The 12,696-nt window shown below is 59.6% G+C and carries 11 protein-coding genes; 2 read left to right on the forward strand and 9 right to left on the reverse strand.

All coding sequences use genetic code 11. From position 1 onward, the window contains the following. Positions 1 to 97: 97 nt before the first annotated feature. Entirely contained in the window at positions 98 to 1,273 is a 1,176-nt protein-coding gene (locus ABFT80_RS21635; protein ID WP_455189983.1) for a YbfB/YjiJ family MFS transporter, read from the reverse strand. A 58-nt stretch (positions 1,274 to 1,331) separates the two neighbouring features. Beyond that, positions 1,332 to 1,640 carry a hypothetical protein gene (locus ABFT80_RS21640; RefSeq protein WP_347974027.1) on the reverse strand — a complete coding sequence of 103 codons (309 nt, stop codon included), beginning with the start codon at positions 1,638 to 1,640 and terminating at the stop codon, positions 1,332 to 1,334. Between ABFT80_RS21640 and ABFT80_RS21645 the strand changes: the two genes are divergently transcribed. Both ABFT80_RS21645 and ABFT80_RS21650 read left to right on the forward strand, forming a co-directional pair. Continuing rightward, entirely contained in the window at positions 1,617 to 2,522 is a 906-nt protein-coding gene (locus ABFT80_RS21645; protein WP_347974028.1) for a LysR substrate-binding domain-containing protein, read from the forward strand. The genes ABFT80_RS21640 and ABFT80_RS21645 overlap by 24 nt on opposite strands. Before the next feature lie 67 nt (positions 2,523 to 2,589). Then, positions 2,590 to 3,846 (forward strand): aminopeptidase, encoded by a 1,257-nt coding sequence (locus ABFT80_RS21650; RefSeq protein ID WP_347974029.1) that lies wholly within the window; start codon positions 2,590 to 2,592, stop codon positions 3,844 to 3,846. An 11-nt stretch (positions 3,847 to 3,857) separates the two neighbouring features. Here ABFT80_RS21650 and ABFT80_RS21655 read toward each other — a convergent pair whose 3' ends face one another. From ABFT80_RS21655 to ABFT80_RS21685, 7 genes are all read right to left on the reverse strand, one after another. Next, complete coding sequence (locus ABFT80_RS21655) at positions 3,858 to 4,208, reverse strand: ArsC family reductase (protein ID WP_347974030.1); 351 nt, start codon at positions 4,206 to 4,208, stop codon at positions 3,858 to 3,860. A gap of 30 nt (positions 4,209 to 4,238) precedes the next feature. Continuing rightward, positions 4,239 to 4,811 (reverse strand): 2'-5' RNA ligase family protein, encoded by a 573-nt coding sequence (locus ABFT80_RS21660; protein WP_347974031.1) that lies wholly within the window; start codon positions 4,809 to 4,811, stop codon positions 4,239 to 4,241. Between the two features lie 106 nt (positions 4,812 to 4,917). Further along, positions 4,918 to 5,874, reverse strand: coding sequence for a bifunctional helix-turn-helix transcriptional regulator/GNAT family N-acetyltransferase (locus ABFT80_RS21665; RefSeq protein WP_347974032.1), 957 nt, complete (start codon positions 5,872 to 5,874; stop codon positions 4,918 to 4,920). Between the two features lie 83 nt (positions 5,875 to 5,957). Further along, complete coding sequence (locus ABFT80_RS21670; protein ID WP_347974033.1) at positions 5,958 to 6,635, reverse strand: hypothetical protein; 678 nt, start codon at positions 6,633 to 6,635, stop codon at positions 5,958 to 5,960. A 16-nt stretch (positions 6,636 to 6,651) separates the two neighbouring features. After that, positions 6,652 to 7,236, reverse strand: coding sequence for an invasion associated locus B family protein (locus tag ABFT80_RS21675; protein WP_347974034.1), 585 nt, complete (start codon positions 7,234 to 7,236; stop codon positions 6,652 to 6,654). Between the two features lie 7 nt (positions 7,237 to 7,243). Further along, positions 7,244 to 12,046, reverse strand: coding sequence for a YadA-like family protein (locus ABFT80_RS21680; RefSeq protein ID WP_347974035.1), 4,803 nt, complete (start codon positions 12,044 to 12,046; stop codon positions 7,244 to 7,246). Further along, positions 12,031 to 12,498, reverse strand: a complete 468-nt coding sequence (locus ABFT80_RS21685; RefSeq protein WP_347974036.1) for a hypothetical protein — start codon at positions 12,496 to 12,498, stop codon at positions 12,031 to 12,033. The genes ABFT80_RS21680 and ABFT80_RS21685 overlap by 16 nt, the downstream gene beginning before the upstream one ends. Between the last annotated feature and the right edge of the window lie 198 nt (positions 12,499 to 12,696).

A 12,696-nucleotide genomic window follows, 5' to 3' on the forward strand; every position in this document is an offset into this window, starting at 1 on the left:
CGGAAAATTCCTTTCAGGACGCGATACAAAACTGCCTGTCTTGCAGTCATGTTTCCTTCCGATGAAAGAAAATGCCTTACACAAGCAGATATATTCACTACCTGAATTGTGGCGAATCTGTTGACGCCCGCGCCGACCATGCGATGCCTGCGCAAACCAGCAATGAAGCCGCTGCAACCAGTGACGGCACAACGAAACCGCCGGTCCACTCGGCCACTATTCCCGAAAATATGGGACCGATGATCTGGCCAAGGCCAAACGAGGCCGTCATCAGTGCAAGGATCCTGCGCGGAGACAGAGGCGCAAGGCGTCTACCTGCCTGCAAGCCCATCGCCGTGACGGCAATGAACGTCCCGCCAAGTAGAACACCGGCGATAAGCGGCCCCGTGTAGCCGCCAATCGTGACGCTGGCCGCGACGCCTACCGCCTCGACAACGCAACTAAATGCGAAAGCCGACGCAAGACCGATGCGGGCCACGACCTTGTTCCAGAGCCATATCGATGGAATGCCCGCCAGCCCGGTGGCCAGCCACACGATCGCTTCGAACACCGGGCCTGAATCGCCCTGACGGATAATCGCGACAAGGAATGTGGCCGTGATGACGTAGCCGAAGCCGAAAATGCCATAAGCGGCGATCATCTTGGCGAGTGCCGTGCTTTTCGGCAGTTTCGGCTCGCGGCGCGCCTCTCCGGTGACGACCGGCCCCTGATCCAGCATCAACCAGACAATGACGAAGCCGCACGCCGACAGAGCCGCCGAGCCCAGCCAACCGGCGGGCCACGCGGCACCTTGCACGATCAAAACCGCCATCATCGCCGACGAAACGGCGATACCCAGCCCGACGCCGCCGAAATGCATCGCCTGAAGATCCTCGCGCCTGGCCAGCGCCAGATGGCTGAACACGGTGGCGGAAACGAAAACCATTGCAAAGGCGCTGACCAGTCCCGCCAGAAACCGAACGATCAGGAAAATCGCGATGCTGTCGGTCAGCCCCATCATGCCGGAAAGCAAAGCACTTGCGCCAAGTGACACCAGGAATATCGGACGCTCTCGCCCATGCGCCCATCCGCCCGCAGCCAGAAGGGCGCCGACCAGGTAGCCAAGAAAATTCGCAGAGGCGATCAGGCCAGCATTGGCAGCCGACAGACCCAGTTCATCCATCATGCCGGGCAGGATTGGCGTATAGACGAACCGCCCGAAGCCCATGGCGACGGCCATGGCGATCATTCCGGCAATTGCATAACGAAAGGGAGAAGACGACTCAGAGCGCATGGCGACGGACCATATTGCCATAGTCGCGCCGATCAACCTCCGAACACTGGTCCAGAGCCTATCTCTGGTCGGCGCAGTGTTTTTCACTTTGTCTGAATTTTACGGGGAATAGCGGCAGATCGCCCAATTCACGCAAGGACATGCGGGCAAGGTCGGGATGCGAGAGCGGATCACGCTTCCAGGCCAGCCATTGTGCCTCGCGGCTTTCACGCTCGTTTGAACGATCGGACAATGAAAAGAAGCTGAACATCACAAGATCGCCTTCTTTAGGTTTTCCGTATAGTGTTCTTATACAGAGCTTATCACAATCCAGATTCACAGTGAACGAGTTTAGAAAAACTTCATGCAGGCTCTCAACCGCGTCCATCTCAACGGCCTTCGCGCCGTCGAAGCCGTCTACCGATGCGGATCACTTCAACGCGCTGCTGACGAACTCGGCGTTTCGCCAAGTGCCGTCAGCCAGCAGATAAACCGCACGGAAAGCCAGCTTGGCCGGGCGATCTTCGAGCGCACTTCGGGCGGGCTCGTCGCCAACGCGTTCGGGCAGGTGATGGGCGCACGCCTTTCCGCCGGGTTTCGCGAACTTTCAGCGGCTGTGGCACTTGCCGACGACAATGCCGCGAACATACTCGTCATCTCCGTCGCTCCGGCCTTCGCCTCGCGATGGCTTGTTCCGCGCCTCAGCCGCTATCAGGCGCTTTATCCCGAAGTCAGCCTGCGCATCGACGCGTCCGTGCAGATTGCCGATCTCGACCGGTCGGACATCGATGTGGCGATACGCATGGGCAAGGGCGACTGGCCGAATACCAATGTCGAGCTTCTGCTTGCGCAGGAAATATTCCCGGTGTGCGCGCCGGGCGTGGCGGCACAGATAAAAACGCCCGCCGATCTCGCGAAATTCCCGATGATTTCCGATCAGAACACGATGTTTTCATCCGAAAGCTGGCTGATAAATGCGGGCATCGAGAATATTTCGATGAAATCCGGGCCTGTTTTTACCGATCCGGTGCTTTGCATCGAGGCCGCGATTGCCGGACAGGGCATCATGCTTGCCTGGCAATTGCTGGCGGCGGATGCGCTGGCGGATGGGCGTCTGGTCGATCCATTCGGATCGTCCGCCAAAAGCGGGCTGGGCTATTATCTGGCGACGCCCAAGAACCGCCGTCCGAGTGAAAACGTCAATGGATTCAAGCGATGGATTTTTGCGGAAATCCAGAGCACGATCGACCGCATGTGCCCGCCACGCTGAAATAATATGGCGACAAGCGCCATCAGACTTTATGTAAAACCAAGACAGCAAGATTTGGAAAGCAGACATGACCTCACATATTCGCGACGTTTCCGCCTCCATCGATCCCGAAAAACTGGATAAATTGGGAGAGGTCGCGGTGAAAATCGGCCTGCAGCTTCAGGCCGGGCAGGATCTGGTCATGACCGCGCCGGTAGCGGCACTGCCGCTGGTGCGCCGCATCACCGAGCATGCCTATCGCGCGGGCGCCGGTCTGGTGACGACCTTCTATTCGGACGAGGAAACGACGCTCGCACGCTATCGTCATGGCCCCGACGCAAGCTTCGACCGGGCTTCCGGCTGGCTTTATGAGGGAATGGCCAAAGCGTTCGAAAACGGCGCGGCACGCCTTGCAATCGCAGGCGACAATCCGATGCTTCTGGCCAAGGAAGACCCAACCAAGGTTTCGCGCGCCAACAAGGCGAATTCCATCGCCTACCAGCCAGCACTGGAAAAGATCGCAGGCTTCGACATCAACTGGAATATCGTCGCCTACCCGAACCTTTCCTGGGCGAAGCAGGTGTTTCCTAATGACGCCGAAGACGTGGCGGTGGCCAAGCTTGCCGATGCCATTTTCGCCGCATCGCGCGTCGATGTCGCCGATCCGGTCGCAGCGTGGAAGCATCACAATGCGGAATTGCGCAAGCGCACCGAATGGCTGAACGGAAAGTCATTTCAGGCATTGCATTTCACCGGCCCCGGCACCGACCTCACGGTCGGCCTGGCGGATGGTCATGAATGGCATGGCGGTGCATCGACCGCGAAAAACGGCATCACCTGCAACCCGAATATCCCGACCGAGGAAGTGTTCACGACGCCGCATGCGCATCGCGTCGAAGGCCACGTATCCAGCACCAAGCCGCTGTCGCATCAGGGCACGCTGATCGACGGCATTTCCGTGCGCTTCGAAGGCGGGCGGATCGTCGAAGCGAAAGCCACGCGTGGCGAGGAAGTGCTGAACAAGGTGCTCGATACGGACGAAGGCGCGCGTAGGCTTGGCGAAGTGGCCCTGGTGCCGCATTCGTCGCCGATTTCGAAAAGCGGTCTGCTGTTCTTCAACACGCTGTTCGACGAAAACGCCGCCAGCCACATCGCGCTCGGCCAGTGCTATTCGAAATGCTTCATCGATGGCGCATCGCTGACGCCGGAGCAGATTGCGGCGCAGGGCGGCAACAAGAGCTTCATCCATATCGACTGGATGATCGGTTCCGACCAAATCGACGTCGATGGCATCGCCCAGGACGGCTCGCGCTCGCCGGTCATGCGCAAGGGCGAATGGGCGTAAAGCTCAAATAGTCAGGCCGCGAACGCTTCCTCATAGCGTTCCGGCTTGAATCCGACGAGCAATTTTCCGTCCGTTTCAAGCACGGGCCGCTTGATCATGGAGGGCTGCGCCAGCATGAGCGCTATAGCTTTCTGCGCATCGAGGTCCTGCCTGTCGGCATCGGGAAGCTTGCGAAAGGTCGTGCCGGCACGGTTCAGCACCGTTTCCCAACCGGCCCGGTCGCACCACTCGACCAGCTTGCCGCGCTCGACCCCTTCGGCCTTGTAGTCGTGAAACCGATAGGTCACATCATGGCTTTCCAGCCAGTTGCGGGCCTTTTTCATCGTGTCGCAGTTCTTGATGCCGTAGATGGTGACGCTCAATTCGATCTCCTTGCGCAATGAGAGGCTGTTTTAGCCGCACAGCCTCCAACTGCCGACCACATTGTACTGCGTTCGTCTCAATAAGCTGTGGACGAGAAAGAACTCCTTCGCGACAAAGCTGATGGGCTCGATCTCGCGCGAAGGGATGTTTTCGGGGCAATAAAGCAATGTCATATGCGGGGTAAAATCCAACCCCGCCCTCAGACCGCACCTCAACATTGCGAGTGCAAGGCTCTGGTGGAATGCCGCCAATGCGTTGGACGCCTCGCCATATAGAACGCACGGATGATTGGCTGGTCTGCCGTTGAATGTCATCAGCCGATCCAACGTAACTGTGACCGGTGCTGCCGTAACCGACTTTGCCGCCTGCGTTGCCGCAAAGATTGTCTTCGACTTGAGCCGCGTAAAATCGCCCACATGATTGAGTGACATATGCCTGCGTTCAATCGGCAGCATGCGGGATTTTATGCCAGCCAAGGATTTGATCTCTCGACCTATCTTTTGGCTTTTCAACGCAGTTTCCTTGTCTGGAAACAACGTGAAGAAAAGACGATTACGCCGCTTTGGCTCAGGATCACCAAAATCAAAGCTGAACTGACTCATGCACTCCTCCCAGGAAATGCCTCGCCCTCCATTTTTCTTTAACTAAGAACAAAACAAGAACATACGCAAGCGAATTTCGATGAATTGTATCATCGCCAGGGAGAGGTCACTCCGCGCGCCCGATCGGCCTGACGAAGCGCTGCTCCAGAACCTCTTTGCCCCATTGCCCTCCGGAATATTCTTCGGCCAATGAAAAGCCATGCGTCTCATAGAGGTGCCGGGCGGCGTCCAGACCGTGGAATGTCCAGAGATGCGTCTCGCGGAAACCCTGCCGGTCACAGAATTCGAGTGCCGCAGACAGCAGTTCCCTGCCTACCCCCTGACCTCGCACATCATCCCCGATGATAAACCAGCGCAGATGAGCGATGCCGGAACCCAAATCCTCACCGTCGATAGCCACCGTGCCGACGACCTCACCCTCTCGAACGGCAAGCCAGAGCCCGTTGCAGGGCCGGTCTATTCTTTCGGAAAACTCAGCCAGTCCAGCGGCGACCTTGGCTTCGAACGGGCGGCCGAAACCGGCGGTCCGTGCGTAATAATGGGCGTGCATCTCCGTGCATCGCGCCAGAGCACCGGGGCGGTAGCCCGTTTCGATGGTGATGGCGGACGGCGTATCCTCAATCTTGCGACCAGCGGCGAGCGCGTCCGCGTAGAGCCGGAGGCCATCGGCGACAGTTCCGTGCTGGCTTGGGCTCAAGCGCGCCAAGGCCTCCCTCACCTGCCGCTTGGCAAAATTGTGGATGCCGGACACCGTCGTCTGTCCCTTGATCGTGAGCGAGAGGAGTTTCGTCCGGCCATCCGCCTTTCCGGGCGTCTCCACCACCTCTCCCGTGTCCACGAGCTTGCGAAGCAAGCGGCTCACGCTCGACTTCTCCAGAGCCAGAAGATCGGCCAACTCGTTGGCCGTCATCGCGCCTTTCGCATCGATCTCCAGCAGAGCATGGACCGAGGATGGTGGCAGCCCGGTTCCGGCGAGGGCATCGCGCATGAAGCCAAGTTCCCGGACAAGGCGGCGCGATGCGTCACGGATAAGTTCGATCTGAGAGGCCGGTACCGTGGTCACTTTGATTACCCATTTTGTTGTATTATGCAACTATATGGGATCAAACCTTCACAATCCGCAAGGGCCTTTCGGCTTTGTTGCCCTTACCCCGCCGCCTGAACGACGGAAACCACAGTGCAGCTTTCGCCCGATGGGATCAGCAGCACCTGCCCGCCATCTCTGGGCAGCTTATAGAGTGGCACCTGGCCAAGGTTTGATACGAGCGCGGCGCCTTCGGGGAAGCCCGCCAGTACATCCTGGCATTTCATGGAGAATGGCGCGATCCTGACCATTGCGCCTTCACAGGCAGACCCGTTTGGCGATGCGAAGACAACTCCTGCTGCCGCTCCGCTGTAGGATTCAGTAGCGTAGTTCATGCCGACAAGCGCCTGTACGGCATGCTTGTTGGGCTCGGTCTGGTTCCATTCCGAATGCACATCGTACTGCGCGCCGTCTCCAAGTATCTGCCCCAGAACCGGAAAGACCGTACCGCATGTGGTCAGGCCCGCCTGTTTGGCGTGAGCGAGGAAAGGCGTATCCGGCAATGCCGCGTTCGGCCCTCCAGCCGCGACCGATGCGTCTTGCGCGAAGACATCCTTGACGGCCGAAAATTGCATCGCGGCAATGCCCGCCGCTATCCCAACCGCAATGCCTGCTACCGAAATCAGTGCGGTGCGCACCCAGCGCTTCTTCGGCTCACGAGGAACTTCGGGCGTTTCCTCCACGGCAGCACCGCCGTCTTTTCTGGACATGATGCGATCATGAATGGATTGCTGGTTCATATGGTCTCTTTTTCATTTACTCGATTGCCGACAGCGCCGTAGCCAGCCCTTTGAGCGACGCGGTTACGGTGATGGTTTCGCCAGCGGTCGTTAGGTAGGAGATGTCTGGGGCCGCATCTTTTGCGATCTGTTCGCGCAATATCGGCCCGACGGGCACTTTGCCGACGCAAACGACCTCATTGCATCCGTCCATGACAACATTGACGGGGCTTTGCCGCCCCGGAAACTGCAACGACACCGATCCATCTGCTTTCGCGGAAGGCGGAGTGCGCAGGATCATGAACGGCTTTCCATCTTCGCTGGCTGCCAGAGACCAGCTAAAAACGGTTTGGCCGGACTGGTCCTCAATCACCTGACTGACATTGCAAATCCTTTGCTGCGCCTCGAGGTTCTCGTCGCAGATGAGGGTCCAGTTTTCGAATGGCTGGATGCTCCTGCGGTATTTGCCCAACGGCACGCCGGCAGGCAAAACGACATCGGATGGCTTGATCCTGAAACCTGGTTGCGAAAGCTCCTGTCCGACAGAAGCGGGACTAGCGGACAGGACAAGGCAAGCCATGATCGCCAATCGATAGCTAACAGCGATGACTTGCCTGATCATCCGGGCCTCAATTCAACGTGAAGCTCAGACCTGCGCCAGCTCCCCAGTGCCCGCCTGCAGTCGTGGCAGACAAATTGGCTCGGACCTTGCCATTGTCACTGGTGTAGCCGGCACCAAATGCCGCCGCCCCTTCGCCGCGCCAGACACCGCCGCCCAAGGCGACACTGACCTTTCCGGGATTGTCGTCGTAGCGGAGCGATGCAGCGGCCAAGCCGATCGCTGCAGCCTGTCTGGCTTCACTGCGAACCGAACCCATGTCCCGATTGAGCTGGCCGAACTTCTGGTCGGTGTAGTTGTTCGCCTCGCTAAGCGTGGTCGTCGCCACCTTGTCAGTATAGCTGTTGGCAGTGTCGATCGCGTAGCTGACGCGGGTGTCCGTGTAGGACTTGGCCGTATCGAGCCCGTCCTTGAGCTGACCGACATTGACTGCATCATTATTGGCAACACCGGTTGCGACATTGGATATCAGAACCGGAGCATTCGGATCACCACCGACGAGCGTCATGCTGTTTTTCTTGGTGCCGTCGGGATTGGTATCATATTTGACGGCATTCTGATCGAGCTCACCCAAGCCGCCTTCCAGGTTTTCGATCGCGGAGTTGGTGGCATGAAGCTGGCTGCCATTGATGGCATCGGTACTGTCTGCCGAGATCCGTCCGGCCGCGACATTGGTGACTGTTCGCTCAGCTCCGGCATCACCCACGCTGACGGTTCCCACCGGCGCCGTGCCGGCGAAATCATAGTTTTGACCTCGGATGGTGGTTCCTGCCGTGCCGGTCGCGGTCTGTGTCTGCGAGCCTGCACCCAGCGCTACATCGTTGGCGTTGTTGGCGGTCGCACCTTGACCGATCGCCACCGCGCCATTGGCTCCCGTGGCCGTGGTCGCGCCATTGCCCATGGCGACGCTGCTGTCTCCATTAGCCACGGCGGTCGGGCCGACAGCGACGCTTTCCTGACCGACGGCCTGACTGTCCGCGCCCGTTGAATTGGCGTGGAAGTATTTGTTTCCACCGCCGCCAGCATTGCTAAGATCGGTAAGGCTCTGATTGACGGCCGCGAAGCTGTCGAACACCGAGGTATAGGTCGACCCCTGAATATTGTAGGTCGGCCCGGTGATCGAACCGTTGGGATTGACGATCGAACCGCCGCCCAAACTGTTGGCGATGCTGCTCGAGAGACCGTAGAGCTGGCTGCCGTTGATGGCGTCCAGGCTGGCTACGGACACCTCACCGTCGGTGACGCCGGTAAGGACACGCGTTCCACCCGTTGAATTGTTGAAACGTACGATATCGCCATCGGTCTGCGCCGCAACGGTAATGTCGCGGGTCGTTGCATCCTGACGGACGAGGCCGATATTGCCGCTGGTGATGTCGTCCTGAAGGTTGGCGATGTCGCCGGTATTGGTCTTCACCTGATCGTCGAGCGCAGTCAGCGCGCCGCCGACGGTGGTTTGACTGCCACCTTGTATGTTGTAGGTCGGGCCAGTGAAGATGCCGGTGGCCGGGTCGTAACCCGCACCGCCACCGAGAGCTGCGGCTGTGTCGGCCAGTCCCGTGTTGGTCGTGTTGAGCTGGCTGCCATTGATCGCATCGGTGCTGGTTGCCGACACTTCGCCATCGGTCAGGCCTGTAAGCGTACGGGTGGCTCCGCCCTGGGCATTGAAGGCCACCGTATCACCGTCCGTGCCTGCGCCGACGGTGATCGGTGCATTGACGCCGGGTGCCGATTGCTGGACGAGACCGACAGTGCCGGAGGAAATGGCATCGTTCAAATCTGTGAGATTGCCGTCCACGGCGGCAAACGCGTCTCCTGCATTGTTATAATCGCCGCCCTGAATCGTGTAGGTCGGCACCGACAGCGTGCCATCAGGATTGACGACCGAGCCGCCGCCAAGCGCGATAGCGATGCTTTGGCTCGTGCCGAAAAGCTGGCTGCCATTGATAGCATCCGTGCTGGTCGCCGACACCTCGCCAGCGGTCAAGCCGGTGAGAGTGCGGGTGATTCCGCCCAACCCGTTGAAGGCCACCGTGTCGCCATCCGTCCCTGCACCGACTGTGATCGGTGCGTTGATGCCGGGTGCCGATTGCTGGACGAGGCCGATCGTGCCGGACGAGATCGCCTCGTTCAAATCCGTGAGATTGCCGTCCACGGCGGCAAACGCGTCTCCGGCATTGTTATAATCGCCGCCCTGAATCGTGTAGGTCGGCACCGACAGCGTGCCATCAGGATTGACGACCGAGCCGCCGCCGAGCGCGATAGCGATGCTTTGGCTCGTGCCGAAAAGCTGGCTTCCGTTGATCGCATCGGTGCTGGTTGCGGATACTTCCCCAGCGGTCAGACCGGTGAGGGTACGGGTGGCCCCACCCTGGGCATTGAAGGCCACCGTATCACCATCCGTGCCTGCGCCGACTGTGATCGGTGCATTGACGCCCGGAGCAGATTGCTGGACGAGGCCGACGGTGCCGGATGCGATGGCGTCGCTCAGATTGGCAATGTCGCCCTCATTGTTCGTGACACGACCATCGAGATTGGTGATGGCGCCGCCGACACCGGTGACTGGGGTGGTGCCGCCCGCACCGTCGCCGATAATGTAAACCGGTGTCGTCAGACTGCCTGTTGCGGGGTCATAAGTCGAACCGCCGCCGAGGCTGATGGCGATATCGCCGCCAAGGTTTTCAACTGAGGCATTGGTGGCATTGATTGCGGTGTTGGCCTCGTTCACGACGCCGGACAATTGCCGAATGTTAACGGCATCGAAATCCGCCGAGCCATCCGCGACATGCTGGATCTGGCGGGCATTGCCTGCGGAACCTACCGAGACGGCACCGGCACCGGCATTGCCGGCATTGTTGAAGACGAGGCCAACCGGAGCGCTTGCGGGATCGATGATGACGCCGTTCGTATTGTTGTTTGCGCCGCCAGCCGAGCTTGCGCCGAGCGTCACGCCGCCGGCCGAAGTTACTGTGGCGCCGTTACCCATGGCGACACCGTTGGTTGCTGCGGCACTCGCCGATGCTCCGTCGCCAATGGCAACCGATCCGGCACCGCCCGCGACGGAACGAATGCCCAGCGCGACTGCAGAAGCTCCGGTCGCTTGCGCACCACCGGCAACTCCGAAGTCCGACGCGCCACCCAGGGCAAGAGAATTGGCGCCAGAGGCAACCGCGCCCTGCCCCATGGCAATTGCGCCAGCCTGGGACGCCGCCGACTGTCGGCCAATCGCGATTGATGAAACGCCGGACGCAGTAGACGCGTTACCCACTGCGAAGGCAGCATTACCCGATGCCAGGGCTTGAAAATCACCCCGCGTTCCGATTGCAATGGAATTGTCCGCAGTGGCTTGAGCACCTGCACCAATGGCTGTGGCGATACCACCAGCATTGGCACCCGCGCCAAGAGCCGTCCCGCCCAAGCTGGTCGCCGTTTGACCGATCGCGATGCCACTACTGTTGGTGGTGCTGGAATTGGCATTTGCGCCCAAACCAATGGCAACATTGCCGGCAGCCGCGGCAACACTGTTCGCACCCAGGGCGACACTGCCAGTGCCACTGCCCTGCGCATTCAGGCCAATGGCTGTAGCGTTTGTTTGCGTGGCGCGCGCGTTGTAACCGAGCGCAGAGCTTCCGGCCAAGGTTGCTTGCGCGGTTGAGCCCACAGCGGTTGACTGCACGCCGGACGCCGCCGACCCGGTGCCTAGCGCCGTGGCGTCAGCCGCTGTGGCATTCGCATTGGCGCCGAAGGTTGATGATCTAGCGCCCGTCGCGTTGGAGGCCACGCCGACAACTGTCGAGTCCGTGCCGGATGCCGTGCTGAAATTACCGCCGACCACGACGGAATTCGTGCCGCTCGCGGTCGTCTGGCTGCCTAACGCTGTCGAGTCCTGACCTGTGGCATGCGCGGCAGCACCCAAAGCCAGCGAATCGCCAGCGGTTCCCGTTGCATCGCCGGTGGTTCGATTGGCGATGGCGCCCGAGCCGATCGCTATGGCGCTTCCGCTCAATGCGGCAGCAGTGGCACCGTTGCCCATAGCAATCGAGCCTTGGCCTTGTGCCTGAGCATTATAACCAACGGGCGTCGCGCCTATTTGTGACGCACGCGCTGAGTTACCTAGAGCCGTCGCTTGGTTCTGATTTGCAAACGAAGCCTGACCAAATGCAGAGCTTTGAGTGGCGGTGGCTGACGATTGCCGCCCAATCGCAACAGAATTAGAGCCTGTCGAGTTGGCAGCATCGCCGATGGCAATACCAAAATTATCCGCAGTCGCGCCGCTGCCTGCACCAATCGCGATGGAAAACGAGCCGCATGTTGCTGGCGCCGCGGCGCCGCTGCCCATGGCAGAGCTGCCGTGGATGGCATCGATCTGAACACATGTGCCTGCGAAGGCTGGCGAAACGATCGAATCCACTGAAACTGCGCCGAAAAGTGAAAGTCCGAACGCACTGGCCAAGGCTGCGTTTCGAAGCCGCAGCCTGTTACCTGACAATGATCGAATGGCACTGACAATGAAACCGGCAATAGGCTTTCCGCAATGGCCGCAGGTCGGCACGCTCAGCAAGCTGAATTGTCTCTCCGAATTCGAGCCGCCATTCGCGGCAGAGCTGGAAAGCGCCATGACTGGCGCACGCCCGCTTCCCAATTCACCCAGACCAAGACGTTTTCGGCTCATACCGAGCACGCGATGCGCCATACGAAGAACTGCCATCAGGCGACGGCGCAGCGAGCGGCTGTTGCGCGCATCGGAAATCGAACCATCGGCCAAATCACGATTTGCCGACCGGAACGAATTGATGTGGTTCACCGCTTTGCGCATGCTGCTTCCTCTTGCTGGCTTAGGGATATTTCTTGCTCGGCTAATGCCTGCGGATGAAGTTCGCAGGTCGCGTCACTGTCGTCCTGGGTGGAATTCCGTATCTCTTTGAGCAGAGCCTGACCGTCACGCGTTCCGAATTGTTCGATCGCGTTGCAGGCTTCTTCGACCCAAGGCTTCGTCGCGACGGGAACACTGAATAAAACGTGCTCGACCCGTTCTGGCGTCAGCTTGAGGGAGAGAAGCGAGCGGCATGCCGCAAGATGCGCTCCAGGGTCTCCAGCGCCATAAGCCGGCATCGTCAGGCCCAGCACGAACCGCGCGAAAAGATGGTCAATCTCATCCGACGAGATCAGAGACGCATAGCGCCCCTCGAGCGCTCGAGCTGCAGCCCGAGCTTTCGGTTCAAAGAGTTTCGTGTCGGGCAAAAAGTCATTGAAGGAGACGGCATTCATTTCCGGCCCTCGACGTTGTCGAGAGTTCCCCCTGCTATGCCGCAAGCATATGACTGTCGTTTCTGGAGTGCGGACAAGCCGGCTCTTCGCCCAATGCCAGCCCTCTGCCAGCAGCTTTCGCACGCACAATTTCGGTCCCAAAACGTCACAAAAATCCTCCTACCGTTTATCGGCGAAAGACTTTTCGTACCAAACGCG

This window comes from Foliimonas ilicis (genome assembly GCF_039939195.1).
GTDB classification, from domain to species: domain Bacteria; phylum Pseudomonadota; class Alphaproteobacteria; order Rhizobiales; family Rhizobiaceae; genus Foliimonas; species Foliimonas ilicis.

What these genes read in the sequence shown, in the direction of transcription:
- ABFT80_RS21635 (WP_455189983.1), bottom strand. Translation starts at nt 1,273, where the DNA reads ATGCGCTCTGAGTCGTCTTCTCCCTTTCGTTATGCAATTGCCGGAATG.
- ABFT80_RS21645 (WP_347974028.1), top strand. Translation starts at nt 1,617, where the DNA reads ATGCAGGCTCTCAACCGCGTCCATCTCAACGGCCTTCGCGCCGTCGAA.
- ABFT80_RS21640 (WP_347974027.1), bottom strand. Translation starts at nt 1,640, where the DNA reads ATGGACGCGGTTGAGAGCCTGCATGAAGTTTTTCTAAACTCGTTCACT.
- ABFT80_RS21650 (WP_347974029.1), top strand. Translation starts at nt 2,590, where the DNA reads ATGACCTCACATATTCGCGACGTTTCCGCCTCCATCGATCCCGAAAAA.
- ABFT80_RS21660 (WP_347974031.1), bottom strand. Translation starts at nt 4,811, where the DNA reads ATGAGTCAGTTCAGCTTTGATTTTGGTGATCCTGAGCCAAAGCGGCGT.
- ABFT80_RS21670 (WP_347974033.1), bottom strand. Translation starts at nt 6,635, where the DNA reads ATGAACCAGCAATCCATTCATGATCGCATCATGTCCAGAAAAGACGGC.
- ABFT80_RS21675 (WP_347974034.1), bottom strand. Translation starts at nt 7,236, where the DNA reads ATGATCAGGCAAGTCATCGCTGTTAGCTATCGATTGGCGATCATGGCT.
- ABFT80_RS21680 (WP_347974035.1), bottom strand. Translation starts at nt 12,046, where the DNA reads ATGCGCAAAGCGGTGAACCACATCAATTCGTTCCGGTCGGCAAATCGT.
- ABFT80_RS21685 (WP_347974036.1), bottom strand. Translation starts at nt 12,498, where the DNA reads ATGAATGCCGTCTCCTTCAATGACTTTTTGCCCGACACGAAACTCTTT.